This window comes from Heyndrickxia shackletonii (assembly GCF_001420715.1).
In the GTDB taxonomy this organism is placed as follows: domain Bacteria; phylum Bacillota; class Bacilli; order Bacillales; family Bacillaceae_C; genus Margalitia; species Margalitia shackletonii.
In genome coordinates, this window is record NZ_LJJC01000004.1 from 3,494,777 (window position 1) to 3,521,654 (window position 26,878).

Here is a 26,878-nt window from a genome sequence, read left to right on the forward strand (position 1 = left end):
ATGGCTTAAGGTTTGCGCTTATATGTCCAATGACGCTCATCATTTGAGGTTTCCGGGAAATGATCTCCCGCTTTTAGTCTGATACTTTTCGGATTAATCACCATACTGCCATTTTCTCCAACTTCCACATACACTCCGTTATTAGGAGCTTTATCTCCGGAATGAAATCGGCGTCGTTGTCCCATACGGTTTTCCCTCCTTAAAGTAGCGTCAATACTATTTTGCATCATTTCAGAAGGGACATAAGCGTATGTTTTTTCCATTTTAGCTTATGCAGTTTTTTTCATTGTTTTTGCCTTCTTCATTTGTAATAAATCCTAAACCGAATTGATTACAAGGCATCGTTTTGAATAAATTTTATTTATTTTTAACCCAAAAAAGGCTGTTATTTTAAGTTTTCAAATTAAGAAAAGGGCTTAGCTAATGCCTAAAGCGATTTTTGCATAACGAGACAAGCGGTCTTTTGACCATGGCGGATTCCAGACAATGTTCACTTCTGTTTCCTTCACTTCAGGTAAATCCCGCAGTGCCGTTTGAACCTGGTCAACTATAACACCAGCTAGCGGGCATCCCATTGCAGTTAATGTCATAGTAACTGTACATTTCCCAGAATCATCTAAATCTAAATCATATACAAGCCCAAGATTGACAATATCTATTCCAAGCTCGGGGTCAATTACTTGTTCTAAAGCACCAAGAATACTTTCTCTTAGTTCCTCATCCATTCTAATTCACTCCTTCATATCTTTAATCATATCATAGCAAACTTGACGTAAAAAAAGAAATTAAACATCTTTAAAGCCATCTTTCAAACCAATCCACTGTTTTCAACAAGCCATTTCTAGAAACCTTATGCCCTGAATTCTTATCTGTTATGAACTCTAATCGTTCTGGAGCTTCAGCATACAAATATTGAATCCTTTTATAAAAATCATATGTAGGCTGGTAAGGAACCATGTTATCTTTTACACCATGCCAGAATAAAATAGGACGCATCTTAATTAATTCTAAATGTTTACTTAAATCATATTCCTCCAAAGCGGATATTTGGTCCTGCAATTCCTTATCGGTCAGTGGAATTTTGATGCCGTTATTCTTTAATTTTTGAATTTGTTCAAGAGCAAATGCCTCGTAATTTGGACTTCCCATTAAAATAACTGCCGCTTTAATCCAATCGTATTTTGTTAAGGCACCAGATGTAATAATCCCGCCCATGGACGTTCCAACTAGTCCAATTCTATCTGGGTCTGTATTACCGCTTTTCACATAATAATTCTTAATTACATTAATTTCATGGATTGTTTTTAAAATAATCTCCCAAAATTTAAACAACACTTCCATTTGAGACGATTCTGTCTGTCTTTCACCGTGAAACAAAATTTCAGGTAAAACTACTCTAAAACCTTTTTCAGCTAATAAATAGGCGTAATGAAGATTATGCTCTTTTGCTGATTCAAACCCATGAATAAAAATTACAAGAGGGGCTTTTTCTTTAAAAACCTGATCCTTCCCAACATGTAAAACTGGTATATCTTCTATCATTTCTTTTTGTATTTGAATCACAGTGATGGCTCCTTCTGACACATATTCCTTCTAATTATTACTATTATTTAGTATATTGAAACTACAAACATTTTTTTAATATTTCGATTGGCTAAATTGTATATTTAGTTTAGGGCATCTTTTCTTAAAAAGGCATTCACTTATAAAAAATGAGTTTCATTCTACACATGCAGCACTAAGAAAAGAGCCTTTCCCAAAGACAGTTTATCAAATTTACTTGGATTTTCCCAAAGATAAGAATCAGCAAAGGAGAAATCAAATGTCACAACGACCGCACTTAATTGCTTTAGATTTGGATGGCACCCTTCTTACAGATGACAAAAACATTTCGGAAAGAAATGCCCGCACTATAAATAAGCTTCAGGAGCAAGGCCATATTGTCATGATTTCAACCGGGAGACCATTTAGATCCAGTAAAAGATATTATCAGGAACTAAACTTGAAATCCCCTATCGTCAATTTTAATGGCGCATTTGTTCATCATCCATTAGAAGCAGATTGGGGCATGTACCATCAACCTATTGGTATTGATATTGCAAAAGATATCGTCGACACTTGTCATCAATATAATATCCATAATATTATTGCGGAAGTACTGGACCATGTCTATTTGCACTATCATGATGAAAAGTTATTGGAAATATTCCATTATGAAAGTCCAAAAGTTACAACAGGAAATTTACTTTCCTTCCTACAGGATAATCCAACTTCATTATTAATCCATGCTGAAGAAAAAGATGTACCAAAAATTCGCGCGACTCTGTCAGATGTTCATGCTGAAGTGATTGACCATAGACGTTGGGGCGCACCTTGGCATATTATTGAAATTGTTAAATACGGATTGAGTAAAGCAAATGGCATTGAAAGAGTTGCCAATTATTACAACATCCCTAAGGAGAATATTATTGCTTTTGGTGACGAGGACAATGATTTTGAAATGATTGAATATGCGGGAATTGGCGTCGCAATGGGCAATGCCATTAAGCCGCTTAAGGATTTAGCAAATCATGTTACTGCAAGCAATATGGAAGACGGAGTTTCTGTATTTTTGGAAGAATTTTTCAAGCTTAAATAACAATCATTCCATTTTTTTACCTGATTTGAATGCGGTGTGAAATCCATACTATTTAAAGAACGGATCTTTATTCGTTTAATTCTAGCGAAGGACGGTGTTTCGTTTGGGTAAAAGAAACAAATCGAAACGTTTTGTTCAGCAAGGAAAAGATGCAGTATCCAAGCATGATGAGCGCTTTCCATACCGATCCACATATGCTGAAGCAGAAGAACGTCAGCTAGAGTTCATGAAGGAATCTTCATTAGGAGGAGTCGAATAATGACAAATAGGTTATTTCAACAAGCTAAGTTTTTTGTTGAAAGAGCAAAAGGATCTCCTAATGATGAACAAGCGATGCAAAAGGCAAAGAATGCACTTTCCTCCGCATTCGCAAATTCTACCATTGCCGAGCAAAATCAATTAAGTGAAATGCAAAATGAGTTAGAACAATTGAAATAGCTGCCGGTTTTTGGCAGCTATTTTTTTAGATTTTGAATAAAAATCGGTTCGTCTTTTGAATTAAAGATGGAAAAAATCAGTGACTCGTTCTGTGCAAAAATTTCATGTGGAAGACGAAGTGTAATTTGAAATGTGTTTGTATCCCCAGAAATTCGTATGGCTTTTTTCTTCAATATAATTCGATGCCCATCATCAACTGTATAATAATATTTTTCATTAGAATCCTCTAATACACCCTTAATGGTGTAATTTCCAGCCCTGCCTTCGATTTGGATGTCATGCAAAGAAGGCACCGTAAATTCTTGTTTCGTTACATATTGTGTGGATTTAGGAATGCCGTTTATTTTAGATGGCAATAATTCTGCTATTAAAGTGTATTTTCCGGAAGAAATTCTTTGTCCATTGCTTTTATAATCCCAATTAATGGTCCAGACTTTTTCCTTTCCGCTTGGTATATTTACATATTGAAATGCTTGTAAATAAAACCTTCCTTTGCTTAAACGAAAAACTTCTCTCTTTCCGTCCATTATAGAAAAATCGTATAGCTTACTTGTCGGAAATTCCAATTTCACATCCTTATCAGAATTATTCCGAACAATTAATTTTATTTCCAAATGATCAGCATAGGCCTTTAGTTTAGCATCCCATGATACCATAGAAGTACTATCCTCCCCCGTGGCATACGCAAATTCAGGTAAAACTAACATCATCAAACAAAGAAAACGAAGAATTTTTTTCATGGTGATCTCCCTTCCAAAAATGGAAAAATCTCACCACATAGTATGTTCCATCCTTCCGAAATTAATCCTTCCTAAAAAACCCGTAAACTGCCGCTGTTTGCACAACATTTGTAAATGCATTTGGATCTACCTCTTTAATGATATGTTCCATCTCATATAATTCATACCGAGTAATGACAATCATTAACATTTCCCGATCCTCATTTGAAAACGCTCCTTTAGCAGGAATTAATGTAATTCCGCGCACAAGCTTAGCATGGATGGCCTTCTTCATCTCTGTAGGAATTTTCGTAATAATCATGACCGTTAATTTTTGATGGCGTGTATGGATAGCATCAATAACCCTTGTCGATGCATATAATGAGACAAGCGTATAAAGTGCTTTATCCCATCCGTATAAATATCCCGCTGTTACAATAATGACTGCATTTAAAGCAAAATAATAAATTCCAACCGGTTTATCTTTCATCCTTGATAAAACCATAGCAATAATATCGAGGCCACCTGTCGATGCTCCGAACTTTAATGTGATTCCGACACCAATTGCAGTCAGGACGCCTCCAAATACTGCATACAACAGAATATCTCCGGAAGCTTTATGTACGGGAATAATCTCTAAAAAGACAGACATTAAAACGACGGACACAAAGCTATACAATGTGAATAACTTTCCGACCTTTAGCCATCCAAGGATGGCAACTGGAATATTTAATATTAACAAAAGCAATCCCATCGACAAATGTAATGGAGTATATTGGTTAAAAATATTGGATAAAAGCTGTGCAGCTCCACTAAACCCACTGGAGTAGACATTTGCTGGTTTTAAAAAATAGTTCATGGCAAATGCATTTAAAATAGCACCTACTAGAACGACAACTATTTTTTTACCATGTTCTATTAGAAGTTCCTTTTTCATAAAAAAATCCTCCTCATTCTTACTATTCACCTAATTAGAGGAAGTTCATACCAAAACGATTGTGAAATTTAGGCAAAATAGATAAAATTAAAGGAAATATAAATCGAAAGCTTAGGTGAAAATGAAATGACAGCTATTAAGTTGTTTGCTGATAGTGCATGTGATTTACCACTCGAATTTTTTGAAGAAAATAATGTGACTTTAATTCCACTCAATGTTTACATGGATGACAAGGAATATCTAGATATTAAAACTATTAATCCGAAACAGATATTTGATGGAATTCGTTCAGGTAAGGTTCCGAAAACCTCCCAGCCATCACCGGAGGTATTTGAGCAGGTATTTACTGATCTTGCTAAATCAAAACAAACAGGGATATACATTGCTTTTTCTTCTGCATTATCAGGAACTTACCAAACAGCTGAAATGGTGCGTGGACAATTATTAGAGGAGTACCCCGATTTAGATTTAACGATCATTGATTCCAAGTGTGCTTCAGTCGGCTATGGACTCGTAGTAAAGAATGCTGCCAGTATGTTAAAGGCAAATGCAACAAAAGAACAAATTATTGAAGCTTCCATTTTTAACAGCCAACATATGGAGCATTTATTTACAGTAGATGATCTAGATTATCTCGCAAAGGGCGGAAGATTATCGAAAGCCTCCGCGTTTTTAGGCGGACTCTTAAATATTAAACCGCTTCTTCATGTGGAGGACGGAAAGCTTATTCCACTTGAAAAATTAAGAGGAAAGAAAAAAGTACTTCAGCGGATGCTTGATTTGATGGGGGAAAGAGGCGAGCGACTACAGGATCAATGTATCGGAATTTGCCATGGGGATGATGAAGAAGCTGCTTTGAACCTAAAGAATTTAATTGAAGAGCGTTTTGGAGTAAAAGAGTTTTATATCAATATCATTGGGTCTGCTGTTGGCTCTCATGCTGGACCTGGAACATTAGCGGTTTTCTTTTTGAATAAGCGCCGTTAGCTCATAAAATTCTCCTGCCTTGGTCATATTAAGGATGTACAATTTGAAGGGGGAAATCATCTCATGTCGCATACATCTGATAATGATAAAAAAGCACAAGACAACAATGCTCTAAGACACGAAAAAAATATGATGCGAGAAAAAAATCGCAAGGCTGGAAAACACCAATATTCAAAGAAAACCAATCACTTGTAAGACAGGGAACATTCCTTGTCTTTTTTTATTTATCGTGATTACCGCAAAAAAGTTGTTTCCCTCCATTCGTTTGTCTATAATATTGTTAATATTACGTAACGGTGGAGGTTAATTATGTCAAAAGAAAGCTCGTTTGATATCGTGTCCCAAGTTGATTTTTCGGAGGTTACAAATGCGATAACGCAAGCGTTGAAGGAAATCCAAACACGCTATGATTTTAAAGGAAGTAAAAGTGATATTAAACTAGATAAAGAAGAACTTGTTCTAGTTTCCGATGATGAGTACAAATTGGGTCAAGTAAAGGATGTATTGTTCAGCAAATTAATTAAACGCGGTGTACCCGTGAAAAATCTGGATTACGGGAAAGTGGAAAATGCTTCAGGAGGAACTGTCAGACAACGTGCAAAGCTGATTCAAGGCATTGATAAGGAAAACGCCAAAAAGATTAATACTATTATTAAAAACAGCGGAGTTAAGGTAAAAAGCCAAGTACAGGATGACCAAGTTCGTGTAACTGGAAAAAGCCGTGATGATTTGCAAAAAATTATTGCAGCAATAAGAGAAGCAGATTTAACAATAGATGTACAGTTTGTAAATTACCGATAGAAACAGGTGGGTCCCACCTGTTTTTTTGATGCAAGAATTCACTCATAACTATTTCCTATATGTAAAGAATAATGGAAGATTACATCTAGGATGGAGTTGAAATGATGAGTACTGGACAAAATCAGCCGAAAAAAACGATGCCGAAACAACATCAAAATACACAGCCGGGTACTGAATCGAAGATGAATCCTTTGCCAAAATCTATGAATCCTGGTTATAAGGGGAGCGGAAAATTAGCTGGAAAGACAGCGATTATTACAGGTGGGGACAGCGGGATTGGCAAGGCTGTTGCACTCTATTTTGCTAAAGAGGGCGCCGATGTTGCCATTTGTTATTTAAACGAACATGACGATGCGAAGGAAACATTAACGCTGATTCAAAAAGAAAATCGGGAATGTCTTCTTATCCCAGGAGATATCGGTGATGAACAGCATTGCATGGATGCAGTAAAAAAAGCGGTAGATCAGTTTGGAAAAGTAGATATTCTAGTGAACAACGCCGCAGAACAGCACCCACAGCAAAGCATTTTGAATATAACAGCTGATCAATTACAAAGAACTTTTCAAACGAATATTTTTTCATTCTTTTACATGACAAAAGCTGTCCTTCCCCATTTTTCAAAGGGAAGTGCAATCATTAATACGGCTTCCATTACAGCATATCAAGGGAATGAGCAGTTAATCGACTATTCGGCTACAAAAGGTGCAATTGTTACCTTTACCCGCTCATTAGCTCTCTCATTAGTACAAAAAGGAATTCGCGTGAACGGTGTTGCCCCTGGACCTATATGGACCCCGCTTATTCCTTCTACATTCCCTGAGGAACAAGTCGAAACATTCGGTGGAAATGTGCCGTTTGGAAGACCAGGACAGCCATATGAGCTTGCACCAGCATACGTTTATTTAGCATCAGAGGATTCCAGCTATGTAACGGGGCAGATGATTCATGTGAATGGCGGAACGATTGTAAATGGATAAAATATAGAATGAAAAAGAGGTTACCCTTAAAGTGTATAAACACTGAAGACAACCTCTTTTTCTGTTATTTAATTGGCATTTCGTTTTCCCCTTTTCTTCGCAGCAATAATAAAAGCAAAGAAAAGAACCCAAACAATGACTAATACGCTGATGAAGCCGAAATTAATTCCCGTTTTATCAACCACTCTGTATATTTCTGAGGTTTCCCGTTCGAGAACAAGCTTAAATTTACCATTATCTGTCCGGATAATTCCGCCTTCCAAAAGTCCGTGCAATTCTTTATCCCCCTTAAACTGGGAAGCATCAATGGAAATACCTTGAGTGGAATTTGTGTTATTGATTGCAACGATGTTGATATCGCCCTTATATTCCCTTTTATAAATGGTCATTCCATTTTTATCATAAAGCGGTGTGAATGTCCCTTTTACCAGTGCCGGGTTTTTCGCCCTTAAATCGGAAATTTGCGTCATATAGTCCATAAGGTCCTTATCCGCGCGGAAATTCATCATTTTGCGATTTTCAGGTGCATTTCCGCCATCAATCGCGATTTCTGATCCATAATACATAACAGGCATCTCCGGCTGCGTATACATATACGTTAATGCAAGCTTCCATCTTGTGCCTGGATATTTATTAGCGTTCACCATGTCACGTGTAAAGCGCGTCATATATGGATTATCAAAATAAATTGCATTTATTGTGTCTGAATTATATGTATGTTTGTTTTTCTTCACTATATCCATCAAAGACGTTGCAGACTCATTAATATTTGAGAATGCATTTCGCAATGGCTGATTCTGAGGATTATCATAAAAACCATCAAATCCAGCCTGTTCGTATGTTTTGATCGTCTTGACATTATTAGTATGGACATCGCCCAGTAAGAAAAAATCTTTGTTCACCGATCTAACTGCAGAATTGAAATCCTTCCAAAAGCTGATTGGTGCATCTTCTACATTACTTAAATAATAACCATCGATGCCCGTTTTTTGTACCCACCATTTTCCTGCTTTAATAAAGTATTGGTTCACATCCGGGTTATTTTGATTTAAGACAATCATGCCATCTTTGGTTTTACCTTTTAACCAATCGCTTTTTGTTGGATCCTTAACCCATGGATGATCAGGACTTATTTGATTTGTTACAAAATTGAGCATGACCTTCATCTTTTTCTTATGAGCTTCTTTCACAAGCTGCTGAAATTTTTTCATGGATCCGTAATGTTCGTCCGTTTTAAAGAAGTTGGTTATTCGATCACCGGCATAGCCATTTGAGTCATTATCGAAAATGGGATTTAGTAAAATGGCTGTAAAACCTAAATCTTTTATGTAGTCGAGTCGGTCGATAATCCCTTGAAAGTCGCCGCCTTGAAAACTTAAATCTTTTTTTGTATTCGTGTTGTAATCATTAGAATCGTCCCCATTATTAAAGCGGTCGACGATTAAATAGTACACATTTTGACTCTGCCAATCTCGTTGCTCTTTTCCCGCAGCATTCGCAGGTACTGCACAAAAAATGAGCAACGGAATGATGCAAAATGCTAAAACCTTTTTCAACATACCCCGTTCCTCCTAAAAAATAGCCTCATGAAATAAGATTATCCCTTAATAGTACAGATAGTCAAACAATTCTAAAGTTAATTCTTAAATATCTACATATTCTTTGACTTTTATTTGACCACAAGAGAAATAGAGGTATGAATTACCCTCGCTTTGTCAACAAAGAATATATAGCAAGGTTGACGAATGGAGGGTAATCGATGGACCAACAGCAAAGAAATCATCTAATCAAAAACCAAAATCGTGCCTTTATCACCGGGAGTATTGAGAACATCAATGATCAGTGGGTTTTCTTTGATGAAGAAACTGATGAAGCGTTTATGCTGGAGCAATATTCCTTGCAAGAGGTAGAAATCTTCCATAGGCATCAGTGGTTGAGAGGTATATTAGAGGAGGATGGAAAAATCACTTTGCCTACTTCCACTCTTTTCCTCCAAGATAAAATGAAAATTAGAATACGAAAACAAATTACGTTTGCTTTGGAAATATTATTAAATGAACTCACGGACGATGTACTATTTTATTTTATTTATAACCTGAACCTATTGGACTTCTCCATTTATGATTGTATTTATGGTCATAATCAATTATCCTATCTTGATGAAGAGGAAAACCGAAACGGCGTTAATTTTTTGATATTCGACAATGGAGAATGCATTTGCAATGTACAGCATCATTTTACATACGAACAAGAGTGCCAAGATCGTTTTGAATTTACATTAAGTACAGGGAAAAGAACGATTGTTGAAAAAGTCTCAAATTTATAAAAAACGTCTATCTCAAGATAGACGTTTTCGCTATTTTTGACCAATATAACGATAATTTTGCAGCCACTCTTTCATTCGGGCAGAATCCATTGGTTTTTCAATTAAATACCCTTGGATATAATGGCAGTTCATGTTCTTTAAAATAGCAAACTGCTTATCTGTCTCGACGCCTTCTGCAATAACCTCGAGTCCAAGTCCTTGCCCCATCGTCATAATAGAATGAACAATAGCAAAATCCGGGGTTTGAACATCTAAATTTTGTATAAATGATTTATCTATTTTTAATAGATGAATTGGCAAATGGCGTAAATAACTTAGGGATGAATATCCAGTTCCAAAATCATCAATCGATATTTTTACCCCAATATTCCGCAGGGCATGCATTGTATCAATCGTTTTAATGGAATCATTCAACATTACAGACTCAGTAAGTTCAAGATGTAGATATTTGGAATCCAGGTCAGAATAAGCCAGAGCATTTTTTACATCTTCTATGAACCATCTATTTTGAAATTGCGAAGCGGAAACATTAATAGAAATACTAGCATCTGTCAACCCTTCATTATGCCACTCTTTCATTTGTTTGCAAGCTGTTTTCAGCACCCATTTTCCTATTGAATGGATGAGTCCAGTTTCCTCTGCGAGCGGGATAAATTCAAATGGTGGGATAATTCCCCGTTCCGGATGCTTCCACCGAATTAACGCTTCGCAGGATTTCATTTGATGACTTGAACTGTCAATAATTGGTTGAAAGGTAAGAAATAATTCATTATTTTTTATCGCCCTTCTTAATTGACTCTCCATCTCCACACGATGAAGTGTTTCCTGATTCATTTCATCGGAGAAAAAGACCATTCCATTTCCACCTAGTAATTTTGCTCGACTTAAGGCTATATCAGCATTTTTCAATAAATGCTCACTCTGATCACCGTCATAAGGATACATGCTAATCCCAATGCTTGCACTGAGGAAAAATTCTTTCTTTTGATAAGAAAAAGGCTTCTCCACCAGCTTTAATAACTGTTTTCCGATTTGAATGATCGCTTCCGGATTTGATTCCTTCGTTAATAAAATACTAAACTTGTCACTAGTAAATCTACCAAGGTAAGCACCATTAGAAAGTTCATTCTTCATCCTAATTGCAAGTTCTTTTAATATTAAGTCCCCTGCATAATGCCCTAATGTGTCATTCACCATTTTAAAGCGATCGATATCCAAAAAAAGAATAGCAAGAGCACGCCGCTTCTTCTTTGCCCTTCGCAGCATTTCTTCCAAAATTTCATTAAATTTTGTTCGATTAGGCAATCCTGTTCCTTCATCATAGTTTGCCAGCTGCGAAATTTTCTCTTCAAATCTTATATTTTCGCTAATGTCCCTCCCAATTCCGAATACACCTACACATTCACCATTCACCATAACTGGGATATTTTTAATATGAAAAGACTCTATTCTGTCCATTTTAGTTTTTATACTTACCTTATAGTATTGTATTTTTCCGCTAATTGTTCTGCGAAAATGACGTTTTACCTTTGGGATATCATTATCCGTAACTAGCCTTATTGAACTTTTTCCCTTTAGTTCGGCCGACGTATATCCTATTGCTTTTTCAAAGGATTGATTTACACTGGTAAAGTTACCCTTTAAATCCAGTGTGTAAGCTACATCCATATTATTTTCATATAAAGCATGATAGTAGGCTTCCAAATTCCTGGAATTCTCTTGGTATATTTTAACATCCTTTGCCGTTTCATTGACAAGATTTGTTAATGCTGTGATGGAATGTGTTGCAGCGGGTATTATAAATGGATTCTCTGGCATCAGCTTATTCACTGCATTTGATTCGGATATCGCTAAATAAATAGATGATGGTGATAATGGTTTAGGCTGATTTTTCGATCGATATCCAATATCATCATAGCAATAAAAATCTGTTACAGGAGCATTCTGTTTTAAAACTTCTCTATTATACTTAATTAGATGCTCCATGCCATCTATTTTATAAGCACAATGAAAAGCAAGAATGGTGTCCGCTGGCTTTTTTTTCAGCCTTTTTAACCCCTTTTGAGAGGTCGAAAATAGTTCCTCCAAATTTTGAATCGCAAATGATATCCTGTCCCCTTCTATAACAGGGATAGATAATTCAATCGTACTTGCTTCATAGACATTACGAATAAAAGCAATGTGTTTTCTTTCGTTTCGATAGATTAAAAATGGAATATGAAAGCTTGAACTAGGGAGACGCTGAATAAACGGTTTCCCCAAGTACTGTTTCAATATATGTAGAGACTTCTTTCCGTTTATTTCATATAATAAATTTCCTTTAGCTTTTGTAACTTTAAAAGAGAAGCCGATTTCTGACCACTCTCCATTTTCCATTGTTTCAATTAGCAAATCCTGATTATCAAATAATAGAAACACTATTCCATTATTCACTATTCCTTTATCCGTGAATATATAGGAATTATCCTTTATTAGATCAGAGGTATTACAACCAATGATGAAGACATCGGGGTTCAGCCTGTGAAAATCATCTAATATAATGTCAATATCCCCTAATTTCTGATTGGTAAATAGCTGTATCATCTTCGTTTCAGAGGTTACATATTCTGCGGTTATTTTTTCCACAATTGCTAGCAAATCTATTTTATTGTTCATTTCAAGAATTACGGAATGGACTTTTGTTTTCTCGTAGGTGGTGAAAGTGATCACAGGCTTATCGGAGAGAATAGTATTATGTAATATCTTCTCAGCAGAACTACATCCCACAATTACAGCTTGTGGAAGTAAATGCTTAATAGATGTAATTAGATTCCCGATTTCTGTTAAATCCATTTTACCGGCGGATATGTGAACGCATAAAACAGGATACTGCGGAAGTTCGTTTTCTTCGATAAATGACTGGAGCTGAGATTGATTTTCGAATAAAGACTGAAACGATTTTGCCAAATTGCTCACCACCTTGACTTGACAATAATTAAAATATTCATACTATTATTATTGTAATATATTTGTAATATATTGTCGATATTTACCCAAAAATAAAAGCCGCTCATTCCAGAGCGACTTCCTCTTTATGCGAATGGATGCCAGCCCATTGGCAACCTTAATCCAATATAAAGTACAGCTAGAAATAATATGATAAACAACACCCATAAAAGTCCGGTACCTTTTTTATTCACCGTTCTTACTAAAATCATTTCCATTAATACGACAACAAGTAATCCAACAAGTAATTTAACACCGTATAGTCCCGGATTTATGGATTGGTTATTGAAGAACAGTAACGCACCAGTAATAATAACTAAAATGTAGAATAGGCGAACAATCATATGAACGATTTTTGCTGCCTTTTCTCTACCAGCCTTATGTAAAAGCAATGCCACGATAAAAAGAATAATCGCAATGACCCAAGTAGTGACATGGGCATCTGTACGAGTAAGCATTTTTTAACCTCCTAACATTTTTTTATTAATAAGCATTATATGACTCATCCAATATTATCATAATGCCAGATCAATAGATATATTTTACAGATTATTTTACCACATTTGTCAAAGTTCCTATTCCTTCAACTATTATATCGATTCTGTCTCCAGATGCTAAAAATTTCGGAGGATTGAACCCATTTCCTACACCTGCTGGCGTTCCAGTAGCAATAATATCACCTGGTTCCAGCGTCATTCCCTTTGAAAGTACAGAGATAATTTCTTCGACTGGAAAAATGAAATGTTTTGTATTAGAATTTTGGCGGACTTCATCATTCACCTTTGTAACAATATTTAATTGATTCGGGTTTTCTATTGCAGAATGATGAACAATCCAAGGTCCCATTGGGCATGTTCCATCTAAGCTTTTACCGATAAAATATTGATTATGACGCTTTTGAATATCGCGTGCAGTTACATCGTTAATTATCGTGTAGCCAAATACATATTCAAGCGCTTCATCCCTGCTTATACTTCGTCCTTTCTTTCCAATTATGACAGCTAACTCACCTTCATAATCTAATTGATTGGTAATTTCACTATGGGATTCTACCTCTGATAAATGACTGGTAACGGTAGTTGGCGCTTTCGTAAAGACAATGACATTCTTAGGAATATCTGCCTCACTCCCCATTTCAATCGCATGATCACGATAATTTTTCCCTACACACATTATGTTTTTTTGAGGTTTCGGGATTGGGGAAAGCCACTCAATGGAATCCACATTTTCATAAAAAGAGGATAAATCTTCTTTCTCCATTAATTCCTTCATATTCATAATAAATTGGTCGCCTTTTTCAATTGCCTCTAGTATGGAGGCAGGTAAGGATGGATGGCCATTTAATGCTAACTGAGAAACATTTAATATATCTCCCGTGCTCTCATTCAGCACTCCAAATTGTTCCTTGTTTTCTTTTTTAAATGTTAACAGCTTCATACTATTTCCACCTTTAATTTTATTATTTTATTGTTAAATATTCTGCCTTTTTCAGTGAATTCCTCTATTATTTTTTCCCGTATGTTACCATACGCCATACTTTCTCCAATGGACCATATTGAAACTTTATAAACCAAATTTCCGCTAAAATCACTTGAATAATATAAATAAATATCCCTATCATTACACAGGATAGCAGAGTAAGCCCTCCATACAAGCCAAGTCCATAATGATAGAAAATCAGCGACCCTACAATCGATTGAACTAAATAAATCGTCAGAGACATTCTTCCTGCCGCTGCTATTGGCCGTAAAATCTTTTCACAAATACGATTCGTCATCAGCAGAACAATGAAAGCCACAATCGCAAAACTAAAAATCGTTCCCCCAATTGATTGTTGTACAAGCTTAAAAGCAAGATTAGAATCAATTATTACTGGCAAGGATTTTAAAAAGATTCCTACGATAAAAGATACGATAAAAAGGAACAACCATTTCCGCTTATGTGTTTTTGCATTTTGTAGCCATTTCATTTTAGAAGCACCGGCTCCAATCATCATTAAGGGCAAGATAGAGAAAACGGAGAAAAAAAGATTAGATGATCCATTTACAGCTGTCCAATCTTCCACCCTTTGCTTCGTGATTTCCCAGTAGCTTCCTGTGGTATACGCGTTGAAAGCTTTATTTACGTTCGCAATATCTGCATACATTAATGTCGTATTCGGATCGATTAGCGCATTTACCAATATGTATAAAATGAACAATAAATTTGGAATCAGAAAAAGCATAATACCGCTGATCATAAGCACTTCTCCTGATAATTCTAATAAAACCATTAACAGCATTCCGTATATTGCGTAATTTGCCAATATATCGCCAGACCAAATTAAAAAGGCATGAAGTAACCCTATCAATAACAAGAATAGTAACCTTTTTATATATATTTTTGAAAAGGTTAGTCCTTTCTCCTTTATTCGATCACGTAAAATACCGCTTCCGTATCCAAACATCATCGCAAAGATGGGATAAAAGCTTGATTGAAATATAATTTCAACCCACTTGTAAACCGCTGCATCACCATCCTTCCACCATTCATATGGATTATAGTATAGGACAGGCGCATTAAAAGAAATTATATTTACAATCACAATTCCCAAAAGACTGATTCCTCTTAATACATCTAAAGTGGAAATTCTTTTTTCTTTATGTAACGGTTCCATTTGCAACTTCATATTTTTACCTCATGCATTATTATTTATTCACCATTCCATTTTACAACGTGATGTACATTTAGGCTAATTAATCACCTTTCATTAAATCACTCATATGATATGGAATATAAGTGAAATGCCTATTTCTACGCAATAAATTTAAATCAAAAGGATGTGAACGGTGATGCCTGGATTTGTTGGTGCCGTTCAAATTATGAATATTGGTTCGAGCGGTGTATTTAATATTGGTGATGTATTTCAAATTATTCCAAACGCATCTGTTAAAACGTTTGCTGGCGCGGGATCATTTAACACAGGAGAAACGTTAACGATTCAAAATCAGCAATCGGCGACTAATACATTTGACATAGACGGATTAGATCAAGGAAATTATTTGAATTTCTAATCACAAAGTAAGGGCCTTGTTCATCGGCGTGCAGATTTCGTAGTCGCAGGCGAGACCAAGGGAATCACAGCGAGGTAATTCACGAGTCAATGTTGACTTATCGTAGGGAGAAGACGCAGAAATCCGCCAACCGATAGGCTCCGAAGCTAGATAAAGACTACACTAGTCAAATAATTTATATAAAAACATTTTAATACAATTCTATACTTGCACAAAAAGGTGGTACCCATGAAAATTTATTTACAACAAACTATTCAAATTCGCATGATAAAAATCGGAGGTATTTCCAATTCTTCCGTTTTTCAGATTGGGAGTGCAGGGATCATTAAACCAGCTTCCTATTTATATAATACTGGAGGTTTTATTAGACCTGCTCCGACTCCCGGCACAGCAACAACTACTGGAGGACAGCCCACTACATTTGTGGTACCATTTCAAACTTCCGGAGGGCCTAGATAAAAAATTGCTTATAGAAACACCTTACCGTCTTAGGGTTGATTTCATTATACATCCTTTATTTTTTTAAAGGGATAAATATTGATAAAAAGAGAGGTTATCACAATGGTAGATATTCATGCATATATACAACAACTTTATCAATATATCCATCATCAAGAAAAAAAAATATCCCGATTTGAAAAAATGCTGAAGGAATTGAAAAAAGAGGTGGAAGCTTTAAAAGAAAAGCCTCCCATTAATGTGGAAAGATTAGAATATAAATTTGATCAATTAAAAATTGAAAAATTGGATGGTACTTTAAACATCGGATTAAATCCAGCAGACTTAACGGAAACCATTGAGGATATGGATATACCTCAAAATAATCCGCATAACCCACCAATAGTTTCAGACCCCGATTTTAGACAAGAACTAATAAGTAAACTAAATCATTATGCAGGAAACGATATACACATGGTTATTAATGACACTGAACAACAATTAGGAATGACACTGGATCAGCAATATCAAGATTTTATTATTGATGATCTCCAGAAACAAATTCCGCAAAGAGTGGATCATTATCTTAATATCCTGGCCGGGCAAAATCTTGGTAATACATCCAAAGAAGATTTATTAAACCAAGTTTATCAAAAAATGAAGGCTGATATAGATCAGGCAGTCTTTATGTTTATCTCCAAGCTTCCAAACAACTTGAATGGAGGAAATTCGAATGGAACTTAATGTTATTAATCGAGAATTACATGTTGAAAATATTGAAATTATCGGGATTGCCAGCTCTTCCCTTTTTATTATCGGAGATGCAGAAAGTATTCAGCAGGCCTCCACATTTGATACACCTGCAGAATCGCTTATTATTGGACCTTTCGTGCCATTTGTTCCAAGAGGATAAGCGAAATGGAAGGAATTAGAAGTTCTGTCGTTCAGGAATGTAAAATTAATGATGTCGCTTTTAGCTCGAATGTTCATGTAGGCGATACCACTCATATTAAAGCAAATTCGAGAGCCTTTGCCGTCCAACGCGAGGAAGAATTATTTTTTGGATTTGAAGCTTCCTTTGAGGACTTCCCTATTTTTAGTGAATTGATTCCGATTCCTCCAATTACCGAAAATATACAATTTCACCGTTATAACATTGACCCAGTAATTAAAGTTGATCGTGTAAGAATTATCGGTATATCCACCGCTTCTCTTTTTCAAATAGGCACTATTGGAGATGCTTATCTAGAAGCAAGAACACATCATGTTCGTCAGCTAAAAAGCACTCATGAAGGAGAACGTCCTTGAAACTTTCCGCATAGTATGTGGAACATGAAGACTAAATGAAAAAGGATGTTTTTCATGCCTGCAATTATCGGGCCATTACAGATTGTCAATATGAGCGGCGGAGTTACGCAATTCGGAGATTCTGCCTTTACTTCTCCAAAATCAAATACAAAAATATCCTCTGGTTCAGGAGCTTTTACAACAGGAGTAATAGTCATAAACAATAATTTTCTCAGCCTAAATACTACATTTAATTATTCAGTACTGGATCAACCGATCATCGGAAATAATTAATAAGGCTTTGCCTCATGTGATCAAAGCCTTTTTTTTCGTGGGAATGGGGGACAGGTCCCCTTATCCCAACTGTAAGAGATGGCCGCCGTCGAAGAAATAAAGATATTTGCCTTTTACGCACTTTTGTAAAATGTCCTGCAGGGCTTTTTCATAAAAATCGAGCTGCGTTTTATATCTTTTTTCCAAAACAGGCTTTGCCTCCTCAAAACCACCTTTAAATCGGTCATAAATTCCGTCTGTTTTATAATCAAGCAAAATAATATGGTCCTTTTCTTCTATCAAACAGTCGATAACCCCTTGAATCAGGATAGACTCATCCTTTAATGTATGATCTTGATACATTTCAGAAGCAGGTACTGCTAAACTGAAAGGAACCTCCCTTTTTACCATTTTCGATTTTAACATTAGCTGTCCTAGCTCTGTTTCAAAAAATCGAACGACATTTTCCGGCTCCACCACACTAATTTGGTCACTTGTGAGAAGCTCCTTTTTCACCATGTCTTCGAGTAGTATTTCAATGGAATGAATCGTCGGCATTTCATGTAATGGTACATGTTGCATTACCATGTGCAATACCGTCCCCTTTTCAGCTGGAGAAAGTTTCTTCTCCCGCATAAATCTCGGACGTCCGGATATTGGCTTTTCAAAAGCTTTCACTACTTCCGAACTAGAAGCATCGTCGCGAACCTCATACATACGTTTCACTTCCGAAACGGACTGTTTCGAACGTCTAATTGTGGAAGCAGCATGGAAATAGGACCAATCCAACCTTTTGTAAATTTGTTCTTTATTTTCCGTCTGTATGCTCATAGCCTCTCCATGTTTCACCGTTTCTTTCCAATTCAACGATTCAGCCTGTACCGTTTCCATTTGCATGAATTCTTTTTTTGAATGAATCATAATTTTCCATTTTGATGGATGGTTCCAGATTTCCTCTACCAAACATTCCTTCCCATCAGCAAGTGGTGAATCATGATGACGAACTAATGCAGGTCCTATCCAATCAATATAGGATGTTGCTCTTGCTCTTACGTCATCCTTCAACAGCCAATCAACATGTAATCCATTCTTTTTCCATTTTCCAATCGATTTTTGAGCACTTTTTAAGGTGCTGACTAAATATAACTTTTCCTTTGCCCTCGTTAATGCGACATAAAGAACACGCATCTCCTCGGATAAAGTTTCCAATTTTTTCTTTCTTTTAAAAGCAAGCTGAGGCAATGATGGATAGGTAATTCTTTTCTCAACATTCATATACTTGCACGCAAATCCAAATTCTTTATCAAATAAATACGAATGCTGTATATCCATCATGTTAAATTTTCGCGATAAACCGGCAACAAAGACAATTGGAAATTCTAATCCTTTACTGGAGTGAATGGTCATCATTCGGACCACATCCTCCTGTTCACTTATTGCTCTTGCAGCACCAAGATCATTTCCTTTTTCTTGCATTCTTTCGATAAACCGCAAAAATCGGAATAAGCCTCTGAAAGAGGTTGACTCATATTGCCTAGCACGATCATATAAAGATCTCAGATTTGCCTGTCGTTGCTTCCCTCCAGGTAATCCACCGACAAAGTCATAAAAATGAGTATCCCGATATATTTGCCAGATTAAGTCAGTTAAGGCACCCACCCTTGCATTATCTCGCCAAATACTTAACTTTTTGGTAAAGCGGTTGAGCTTTTCATATATCTCTTCCGTTTCTTCTGTCGGCCTCTCTTTTAAAAATGATACAAGCGCTTCATAATATGTCCCTTGCTTTGAATGAATACGAATCGTTGCTAATTGTTCCTCATCTAACCCAACAATAGGAGATCTTAACACTCCTGCAAGAGGAATGTCCTGAAATGGGTTATCAATCACTTTCAACAAAGACATAACAATACTCACTTCTGTTGCTTCAAAATATCCCGTTGAAAGATTTGCATATATCGGGATTCCAGCTAACTTAAACTCCTCCATAATTTCTGGGGCCCACGACATTGAACGAAGTAAAATAACAATATCCCGATATTGAATTGGTCGATAGGTGCCCGTTTTAGGATTGAATACTTCCTTTTGTTCACTTATTAGTTTCTTAATTTTCTGCGCCATGAAACGCGCCTCAAGCTGAGATTTCTCTAAATCTATTTTATCAAACTCATCATTCATTTCCGTGTACTCTTCCGAATCATCGCCTTTACTATCTTCCAGATCTATAAAAGCCAATTCTATCGGATATTGGGAATCTTCCGGATATGAAGCGCCCTTTACAAGCTCGGCTTGAGGATCATAATTTATTTCCCCAACATTTTCCCCCATGATTTGTTTAAAGAGATAATTTGTTCCTGCCAATACCTCTTGTCTGCTTCTGAAGTTTTTGGACAAATCGATTCTTAATCCTGTGTTTTCTCCCGACGGGGAAAATCGGTTATATTTATTTAAAAAAAGGTTCGGCTCAGCTAATCGAAAGCGATAAATGGATTGTTTAACATCGCCAACCATAAATAAATTTCCATTTTCGTCCCCTACACGAGTGACAAGTTTCAAAATGGTCTCCTGTACCATATTCGTATCCTGATACTCGTCCACTAACACTTCTTTAAATTGGTTGCGATAATCAAGCGCTGCCTCAGACGGCTCTAAGGTCTCTCCTGTTTCTGTCATTTTTCCTAATATGCCAAGACAGTAATGCTCTATATCTGTAAAATCCACCATTCCTTTTTCCATTTTCATTTGCTCAAACTTTTTGGCAAATTCTTTTACTGTCAAAACGAGGGTAAAAATAACATCTTTCATCTCGCGCATATCTTTTAAGAAATACTCAGGTTTACGCGAAAACAGTTCATCACGAATTTTCTCTATTGTTTCTTTCGCTTTTTTTCTTAGATCATCCGCTTCTTTTACTAGGTCTTTGTTATATTCATCGCCTTTACATGGCTTTGCCCGCCCGAATGACCAATTATTCATTGCTTCATAAAGCTGATTCCAAGAACCGCCAGTCACTTTCAAGATTTTACTTATGACTTCAATATCATCCAAATAGTTTTCCGCTCTAGGCGCAGGGCCCCCGGGCAGCTTCGTCATTTCATATGCTTCCTCGAGCATTCCTTTAGCTCCTTCAAGTTGCAAGGAAATATCAAAACGAAGTGCTTCCATAAACGGAAGTTGATCAATATCCATGCCCTCTGAAACATCATACATTTCTACTAATTGATCGAGCCATATATCCGGATTTGGGTGAGACCGTGAAAAATCATACAATTTGCAAACTAATTCCTGCAACGCAGCATCACTGCGGTCATTGGTAAAAGTATCCACTAGATGGAAGAAAGCCTCATTATTTTCTTTTCCATACTCCGTTTCAAATAAGTCGTCTAAACATTCGTCCCGAAGCAGCTCTCTTTCTGTTTCGTCGGCAATTCGAAAACCCGGGTCTATATCTATTAAATAATAATATTTGCGAATAACCTCCAAACAAAACGAATGCAGTGTGGAAATAGACGCCCTGTTCAACAATGTCAGCTGTCTCCTCAACCTGTTTGAGGTCGGATCGATTTCTATTTCCTTCTCCAACGCTTCACCAATACGATGACGCATTTCTGCAGCAGAAGCGTTCGTGAACGTTACTACTAGTAATTGATCAACATCAATCGGATCATCTTTAGCGATGATTTTTTGAATGATTCTTTCCACTAGTACAGCAGTTTTGCCAGATCCGGCTGCAGCGGCAACTAATATATTTTGATCCTTTGCCATTATGGCCTTCCATTGATCATCCGTCCAAGTGGAATCTACAGGCTTAATTGGAATAATTGTTTTCACCACTCAAAACCTCCTCTCGAATTAAATTCAGCAAATCATTAGGCTTTTCTGGTGTTAAAATTCTGTATTGGTTATCGTCTAAAGATTGATCAAATTGGCAAACGGATTTATACGAACAAAATTCACAAGGTGTTCGTTTTTTCAATTGATATGGATTTATATCCACAACACCGGAAGAAATGGCATTCCCTGATTTTTCATAAAGATTTCGAACATAGTTGTGAAGGATTTTAAAATCCTCTTTTCCAGCAACCTGTGATCGAGCTGATAATGTTCCATCCTTTTTTAACTCTGCAGATACAATTTTTGAGGTGCCGCTTTCCAATGATTGATCCATTAATTTAACCACGTTTGCATCGTCTAGCATTAAACCCTTCATTTTAAAGCTCTTGAAAATCTCTTCTTCTATTTCCTCCAGTGTTAAAATTTTATTGCTCTTAACAATCGGATTATGGAGATGGAAATACAATACTCCGGCAGGTACACCATCTGTACCTACTAAAGTTTTGGAGTTTGTCACTACAATATCTAAATAGGTAAGCATTTGTAATGCCAGTCCATAATACACTTCTGTCAGGTCCAGAGTTCGAGCGCTTGACTTATAATCAATTACTCTTAAATAAACCCCATTGTCATCCTCTGCTTTATCAACACGATCAATACGCCCCTGCAATTCCATTTTTGTTCCATTCCTCAGCGTAAAGGTTAGAGGAGGCAATTCAGACTTAGCGCCGAAATCAAGCTCCATCCCAATAGGTACAAAGCCGCTTTGCTTCGATTGCTGGCTTAACACAAGGGAAGCACGTCCAATTACTTGCTCAAGCTTTCGTTTAATATAATGATGGCGGTTAGAGCTAAGAAGGATTTGATGCTGGAGCTTAGGAGCCAAATATGCAACCGCCTCTTTAGCTAAAGCATTACATTGATCCTTTGTTAAAGAAGACCATGATAATCCGTGCTTCCTAATCTCATCGGATATCCATTTTAATGCACCGTGAAATAAATCACCGATATCAGGTGCTTCCAATTTATATATTTGTCTTTCTCTCAGTTTCAGTCCATGTGTAGCAAAGTGTGAGAACGGACATCCATGGAAAAGCTCCATCCTTGATACGCTTGCTAAAATTTTATCACCATAAAGTTCCTTAGATGTCTTTTCCGTTATCTGCTTAGCTTTATTTTGATAAAAAAGGCTCGATAAGATATGGACCGTTGGCTGTTTCCACTTTGCACTCTTTATATAGTAGTTATAAACATCCCACCAAAAATCTGGTACAGAGTACCCGCGTTTCTTTTGCTGCAGCTGTGAAGTTAAAAAGGCTATAGCTGTATTTGGATGAGAGACATATTCTAGCTGTTCTGAGAAATTTATTTCAGATGGATCATTCACAACTACCGTTTCTTGTGCATTCGGAAAGAGCTCCTTCATTCTTTTCAAATATGGTGATGGCAATAATGCTTTGCCTTCTTCATTTGCTAAGGGATAGGACAAGTACAAATAATTGGAAGGTGTCGTAAATGCTTTATAGGCAATAAACTCCTCATCAAGAAGCCTTGTTTTGCTGCTAGGTGCTATCTTAATTCCATTTTGAAGTAAGGCTTCACGATCTGAGTCAGCTAATATTCCTTCTTCACTCATTCTTGCCGGCATTACCCCATCATTAAGACCAATAACAAATGCTGCTTTTATATCTGAAAGCCGAGATAATTCAAGGTTCGCAACAAGAACTTGATCAATTGCAGGCGGAACGAGTGAAAACCTCATAGCCTCTAATCCGGCATCCATTATGAGAGCAAATTCCTTTAGGGAAATGCTTTCCTCTCCGAATATATCAACAAATTGATCGATTAAATCGATAACGGCGTTCCAAGCTTGATCATGCTCTCTGGCTGATACGAGATCGCCTTTTTCTTCCGCTAGGACACAGAGTTTTTCTAGTTTAGCAGAGATATCAAGCTCTTCTAAGTAGAGAAATAGGGCTTCACAGAGCTCTTGTCCATTTTTCGCATTTTTTAACCGTCTGGATAATCGATTTATAGGTGCTGAAATAAATAAACGCAATTCATTTAGCTCATGTTCCATCTGTTTTTCCGCATCTGTTTGGGGAACATTTTCTAATTCAAGTCCCCTGATTCTTCTGTATACCCATCTTTCCTTGCTTACCCACTTATTACCTTTTATCCCATAAGCAATTACATAGTTTTCAAGACGGTCCATTTTTTCTCGGAGGTCATGATGATTACTTTCTAATGGGAACAGCAAATCGGTTTTTACTGCGCGAAACACGGACTCATAGCGCCAATTACTATTAATAGTTTCTATAGTTGAACGAATCAATTCTATTAAAGGATGGTGAAACATTGGTCTCTTTTGATCAATGAAATAAGGAATTTCATAGTCATAGAAAACCGTCTCCATCACATCCTGGTAATCTTGTCCGTTCCGAACTAGAATAGCAAAATCCATATAGCGATAGCCTTTTGTCCTTACTAGCCTGCGGATTTCTCGTGCAATCCCCTCTATTTCCGCCCGGCGGTTAGCAGAATGGAAAATACGCATCTTTGTATCCTCTAAGAATGGTCTTGCTGGCCTTTTCTCAAATACAGATTCTAAGTACTGGATACTCCTATTTTCATAGCGATGTGGATAAGTAAGAAGAACATCATCCTCTACCCCTGCCTGCACATCCAGCGCCATTTTATAGAGTGTTTGATATGCCTCTCCAGACATACGGAATAAATGTAATTCATCCGGTTCCTCCGTGCGAAATGACTGGTCAAGTGTTAAAGCAATAGAAACCCGTTTACAGACCCTCATCAATTGGCCAATCACCATATATTCTTGCGGGGTGAAGCTGTGAAAACCATCAATATATATTTCTGCATCTTGTAGATAAGTAGATTTTTCAATAGATTCCGCTAATAGCCTCATATAGTCTTCCGTATCTAGATACTTTCCCTGTAATGCTTCTTCAAAATGGTGATATATCAACTCTAAATCATGTAATTTATCCTTCAATGAATTAGGTGCTTCCTGATTTTCTATTGCAAGTTCTTCCGGCTTAATACAATATCGTTTGAATTCCGTTAACATCGTTTCTACATGTTCAATGAAACCTGTCTTATCTGCTGCTCGTCCAAAAAGCTTCAAGTGGTCCTTCTTATCCTCCACTATTTTGCGAATAAGCATATTGAGGCCGGCACTAGAAATATGCGTTCTGCTGATACCGCCAGTTTCTTGTAAAATTCGCCAAGCCAACCTCGTTAAACTAAATACTTGAGCTCGAATCATCCCCTTTAATCCCGGGGTATTAATGAGACGATATTCCGATAAGAATGTCATCTGATCCGGAACAATATAAATAAGCGGATTTCCACTAGGGGATTCTTTAAGATTTTCCGTTATTTCATCCATAAAAAGCTTCGACTTTCCCGTACCAGTACGCCCAATCACAAAACGAACAGACATATTTACTCATCTCCTCTCAAAACAAACCGTTCCTAGATATGTATCTATTATAATATAATCATCCGCCAATATTTGAGAAAAATACTGGATATAATACGTATCAGAACATATATTCTTATTAATAGATTACTATTTTTCCTTTAAAACCACAATAATAACAGAACGATCATGAAGTATCGATTTACCTGCTTTGCTGCTAAAAAGAGGATCGCTTTAACCTATTCAATGTTTTTTCAAAAAGAAAAAGTAGCACAACCTTTCATGCTACTTAATTTGATACCATTTACATTTATCATATAATTTTGTTTTTCCGATTCCTAATAGCTTTGCTGCTTTTTGCTTATTTCCGTTTGTAATTTTCAAGGCTTTTAAAATAGCTTGTTTTTCCACAAAGGCTAGTGTTTCTTTTAATGGACGAACAGTTTCGATTCCATCTATATTATTTTGACTATTTTCATTATGTAAAACCTGATATCCATTCATATAGATTTGATCGTCTTGTAAATATAATGGGAGATGTTTCATTTCTATTTTGTTGGTACCCTCTAAAACATTAATGGCACGTTCCAGCACATTTTCTAATTCGCGTATATTTCCCGGCCATTTATGGTTCATAAGTTTGTTTAAGACTTCGAAAGACATTTCCACCCCTTGCCGATGGAATCTATTTTCTAGTTTTCTTAGGAGATTTGTTGCGATTGCGGGTATATCATCCTTTCGATTTTTTAAAGGCGGAATCTCAATTCTTATCACATTTAGCCGATAGTATAAATCTTGACGGAATTTACCCTCTTCTACCATTTTCTCTAAATTTCGGTGAGTTGCAGCGATAATTCTTACATCAATAAATATCGGTGTTTGCCCGCCTACCCGTTCGATTTCTTTTTCTTGTAAAACCCGAAGCAGTTTGCTTTGCATAGCTAATGGCATATCACCTATTTCGTCCAAAAAGATAGTTCCATAGTTTGCTAATTCAAATTTTCCCTTTTTTCCTCCTCTTTTCGCTCCCGTAAAAGCGCCTTCCTCATATCCAAATAATTCTGATTCCAGCAGATGTTCAGGTATGGAAGCGCAATTAATACGGACTAATGGGAAATGCTGCCTTGGACTATTTTGGTGTATGGCATGGGCAAATAATTCTTTGCCGGTTCCCGATTCTCCTATTAATAATACAGCTGAATGATTGACCGATATTTTTTCAGCTAGCTTTTTAGATTTTATAAATTCGGGGCTTGTCCCAATTAAATCAGAGAATGTATATTTACTAGTTAACCCTTTTTCAAAATTGTTTTTATAATAGTTTAGTTCATCGAGGATTGGCTGGATTTTCTTCGAATACTCCCACCACTCTTGAGGATTTTTAAACATTACAGTTCCTACGGCGCCAACTAATTCTTCCTCTATATACAAAGGATAGCGATTTGCAATCATTTCACTGTTATTGATAGGCTGAATTGCGGCTAATTCAGCCTGACCAGTTTTCGCTACAATATGCATTCGTGAGTTTTCGATAATATCCTGTACCGGTTGATCCGTTGCTTTCTCAACTGTTGTTCCAAGAAATTCACAATAAGCTGGATTAATATAACGAATAATACCGTCGCGATCAACAACGACAATTCTTTCAGCTGCAAGATTGACGATTTCATCCAGCCACTTAAATGGAAGTCTGCCGATTCCTAAATTCATCGTATTTCTCCCCATCCGTTCAAGATTTTA

At 36.6% G+C, this 26,878-nt stretch carries 27 protein-coding genes; 14 read left to right on the top strand and 13 right to left on the bottom strand.

What is annotated here, in order from left to right; all coding sequences use genetic code 11:
• Positions 1 to 5: 5 nt before the first annotated feature.
• The 3 genes from AN964_RS16815 to AN964_RS16825 form a co-directional block, all read right to left on the bottom strand.
• Positions 6 to 185: a YjzC family protein gene (locus tag AN964_RS16815; protein WP_055740793.1), complete on the bottom strand. Its 180-nt coding sequence runs from the start codon at positions 183 to 185 to the stop codon at positions 6 to 8.
• 231 nt (positions 186 to 416) lie between these two features.
• Positions 417 to 725 (bottom strand): metal-sulfur cluster assembly factor, encoded by a 309-nt coding sequence (locus AN964_RS16820; RefSeq protein ID WP_055740794.1) that lies wholly within the window; start codon positions 723 to 725, stop codon positions 417 to 419.
• A 70-nt stretch (positions 726 to 795) separates the two neighbouring features.
• On the bottom strand, positions 796 to 1,563 hold the full coding sequence (locus AN964_RS16825) for an alpha/beta fold hydrolase (protein ID WP_055740795.1): 768 nt from the start codon (positions 1,561 to 1,563) through the stop codon (positions 796 to 798).
• Between the two features lie 259 nt (positions 1,564 to 1,822).
• Here AN964_RS16825 and AN964_RS16830 point away from each other — a divergent pair, with 259 nt between their 5' ends.
• The 3 genes from AN964_RS16830 (at position 1,823) to AN964_RS16835 (ending at position 3,076) form a co-directional block, all read left to right on the top strand.
• On the top strand, positions 1,823 to 2,638 hold the full coding sequence (locus AN964_RS16830) for a Cof-type HAD-IIB family hydrolase (RefSeq protein WP_055740796.1): 816 nt from the start codon (positions 1,823 to 1,825) through the stop codon (positions 2,636 to 2,638).
• A 103-nt stretch (positions 2,639 to 2,741) separates the two neighbouring features.
• Entirely contained in the window at positions 2,742 to 2,897 is a 156-nt protein-coding gene (locus AN964_RS26770; protein ID WP_163258612.1) for a hypothetical protein, read from the top strand.
• The gene (locus tag AN964_RS16835) at positions 2,897 to 3,076 is read left to right on the top strand and encodes a DUF3813 domain-containing protein (RefSeq protein ID WP_055740797.1); all 180 of its coding nucleotides are present in this window, start codon (positions 2,897 to 2,899) and stop codon (positions 3,074 to 3,076) included. The genes AN964_RS26770 and AN964_RS16835 overlap by 1 nt, the downstream gene beginning before the upstream one ends.
• Positions 3,077 to 3,093: 17 nt before the next feature.
• Here AN964_RS16835 and AN964_RS16840 read toward each other — a convergent pair whose 3' ends face one another.
• Together AN964_RS16840 and AN964_RS16845 are read right to left on the bottom strand one after the other, a co-directional pair.
• Positions 3,094 to 3,816: a BsuPI-related putative proteinase inhibitor gene (locus AN964_RS16840; protein ID WP_055740798.1), complete on the bottom strand. Its 723-nt coding sequence runs from the start codon at positions 3,814 to 3,816 to the stop codon at positions 3,094 to 3,096.
• Between the two features lie 61 nt (positions 3,817 to 3,877).
• Positions 3,878 to 4,732 (bottom strand): YitT family protein, encoded by an 855-nt coding sequence (locus tag AN964_RS16845; protein ID WP_055740799.1) that lies wholly within the window; start codon positions 4,730 to 4,732, stop codon positions 3,878 to 3,880.
• A 126-nt stretch (positions 4,733 to 4,858) separates the two neighbouring features.
• Here AN964_RS16845 and AN964_RS16850 point away from each other — a divergent pair, with 126 nt between their 5' ends.
• The 4 genes from AN964_RS16850 to AN964_RS16860 all read left to right on the top strand — a co-directional run bounded on the left by AN964_RS16850 (position 4,859) and on the right by AN964_RS16860 (position 7,497).
• Positions 4,859 to 5,719: a DegV family protein gene (locus tag AN964_RS16850; RefSeq protein WP_055740800.1), complete on the top strand. Its 861-nt coding sequence runs from the start codon at positions 4,859 to 4,861 to the stop codon at positions 5,717 to 5,719.
• A gap of 63 nt (positions 5,720 to 5,782) precedes the next feature.
• Positions 5,783 to 5,914 (top strand): DUF3941 domain-containing protein, encoded by a 132-nt coding sequence (locus AN964_RS25690; protein ID WP_083489385.1) that lies wholly within the window; start codon positions 5,783 to 5,785, stop codon positions 5,912 to 5,914.
• 114 nt (positions 5,915 to 6,028) lie between these two features.
• Positions 6,029 to 6,520: a YajQ family cyclic di-GMP-binding protein gene (locus tag AN964_RS16855; RefSeq protein ID WP_055740801.1), complete on the top strand. Its 492-nt coding sequence runs from the start codon at positions 6,029 to 6,031 to the stop codon at positions 6,518 to 6,520.
• Between the two features lie 104 nt (positions 6,521 to 6,624).
• Positions 6,625 to 7,497, top strand: coding sequence for an SDR family oxidoreductase (locus AN964_RS16860; protein WP_055740802.1), 873 nt, complete (start codon positions 6,625 to 6,627; stop codon positions 7,495 to 7,497).
• 68 nt (positions 7,498 to 7,565) lie between these two features.
• Here AN964_RS16860 and AN964_RS16865 read toward each other — a convergent pair whose 3' ends face one another.
• Positions 7,566 to 9,056, bottom strand: coding sequence for an alpha-amylase family glycosyl hydrolase (locus AN964_RS16865; protein WP_055740803.1), 1,491 nt, complete (start codon positions 9,054 to 9,056; stop codon positions 7,566 to 7,568).
• Positions 9,057 to 9,256: 200 nt separating this feature from the next.
• Here AN964_RS16865 and AN964_RS16870 point away from each other — a divergent pair, with 200 nt between their 5' ends.
• On the top strand, positions 9,257 to 9,823 hold the full coding sequence (locus AN964_RS16870) for a DUF2777 family protein (protein ID WP_055740804.1): 567 nt from the start codon (positions 9,257 to 9,259) through the stop codon (positions 9,821 to 9,823).
• Positions 9,824 to 9,853: 30 nt separating this feature from the next.
• On the opposite strand, the gene AN964_RS16875 is transcribed toward AN964_RS16870, so the two are convergent.
• The 4 genes from AN964_RS16875 to AN964_RS16890 all read right to left on the bottom strand — a co-directional run bounded on the left by AN964_RS16875 (position 9,854) and on the right by AN964_RS16890 (position 15,476).
• On the bottom strand, positions 9,854 to 12,769 hold the full coding sequence (locus AN964_RS16875; protein ID WP_055740805.1) for an EAL domain-containing protein: 2,916 nt from the start codon (positions 12,767 to 12,769) through the stop codon (positions 9,854 to 9,856).
• Between the two features lie 125 nt (positions 12,770 to 12,894).
• A complete protein-coding gene (locus AN964_RS16880; protein ID WP_055740806.1) occupies positions 12,895 to 13,266 on the bottom strand; it encodes a YisL family protein in 372 nt (123 codons plus the stop codon).
• 91 nt (positions 13,267 to 13,357) lie between these two features.
• Positions 13,358 to 14,245: a fumarylacetoacetate hydrolase family protein gene (locus AN964_RS16885; protein WP_055740807.1), complete on the bottom strand. Its 888-nt coding sequence runs from the start codon at positions 14,243 to 14,245 to the stop codon at positions 13,358 to 13,360.
• Positions 14,246 to 14,312: 67 nt separating this feature from the next.
• A complete protein-coding gene (locus tag AN964_RS16890; RefSeq protein ID WP_083489386.1) occupies positions 14,313 to 15,476 on the bottom strand; it encodes a DUF418 domain-containing protein in 1,164 nt (387 codons plus the stop codon).
• A gap of 163 nt (positions 15,477 to 15,639) precedes the next feature.
• Here AN964_RS16890 and AN964_RS16895 point away from each other — a divergent pair, with 163 nt between their 5' ends.
• The 6 genes from AN964_RS16895 (at position 15,640) to AN964_RS16920 (ending at position 17,880) form a co-directional block, all read left to right on the top strand.
• A complete protein-coding gene (locus AN964_RS16895; protein WP_055740808.1) occupies positions 15,640 to 15,861 on the top strand; it encodes a spore germination protein in 222 nt (73 codons plus the stop codon).
• 228 nt (positions 15,862 to 16,089) lie between these two features.
• A complete protein-coding gene (locus AN964_RS16900) occupies positions 16,090 to 16,320 on the top strand; it encodes a spore germination protein GerPB (protein WP_055740809.1) in 231 nt (76 codons plus the stop codon).
• 102 nt (positions 16,321 to 16,422) lie between these two features.
• Positions 16,423 to 17,043 carry a spore germination protein GerPC gene (gerPC, locus tag AN964_RS16905; RefSeq protein ID WP_055740810.1) on the top strand — a complete coding sequence of 207 codons (621 nt, stop codon included), beginning with the start codon at positions 16,423 to 16,425 and terminating at the stop codon, positions 17,041 to 17,043.
• Positions 17,033 to 17,212 (top strand): spore germination protein GerPD, encoded by a 180-nt coding sequence (locus tag AN964_RS16910; protein WP_055740811.1) that lies wholly within the window; start codon positions 17,033 to 17,035, stop codon positions 17,210 to 17,212. Before gerPC ends, AN964_RS16910 begins: the two co-directional genes overlap by 11 nt.
• Before the next feature lie 5 nt (positions 17,213 to 17,217).
• Positions 17,218 to 17,607: a spore germination protein GerPE gene (locus tag AN964_RS16915; protein WP_055740812.1), complete on the top strand. Its 390-nt coding sequence runs from the start codon at positions 17,218 to 17,220 to the stop codon at positions 17,605 to 17,607.
• Between the two features lie 54 nt (positions 17,608 to 17,661).
• A complete protein-coding gene (locus tag AN964_RS16920; protein WP_055740813.1) occupies positions 17,662 to 17,880 on the top strand; it encodes a spore germination protein in 219 nt (72 codons plus the stop codon).
• A gap of 60 nt (positions 17,881 to 17,940) precedes the next feature.
• On the opposite strand, the gene addA is transcribed toward AN964_RS16920, so the two are convergent.
• From addA to AN964_RS16935, 3 genes are all read right to left on the bottom strand, one after another.
• Entirely contained in the window at positions 17,941 to 21,690 is a 3,750-nt protein-coding gene (addA, locus tag AN964_RS16925; RefSeq protein WP_055740814.1) for a helicase-exonuclease AddAB subunit AddA, read from the bottom strand.
• On the bottom strand, positions 21,668 to 25,159 hold the full coding sequence (gene addB / locus AN964_RS16930; protein WP_055740815.1) for a helicase-exonuclease AddAB subunit AddB: 3,492 nt from the start codon (positions 25,157 to 25,159) through the stop codon (positions 21,668 to 21,670). The genes addA and addB overlap by 23 nt, the downstream gene beginning before the upstream one ends.
• A 264-nt stretch (positions 25,160 to 25,423) precedes the next feature.
• The gene (locus AN964_RS16935) at positions 25,424 to 26,848 is read right to left on the bottom strand and encodes a sigma-54 interaction domain-containing protein (RefSeq protein ID WP_055740816.1); all 1,425 of its coding nucleotides are present in this window, start codon (positions 26,846 to 26,848) and stop codon (positions 25,424 to 25,426) included.
• Positions 26,849 to 26,878: the final 30 nt, after the last annotated feature.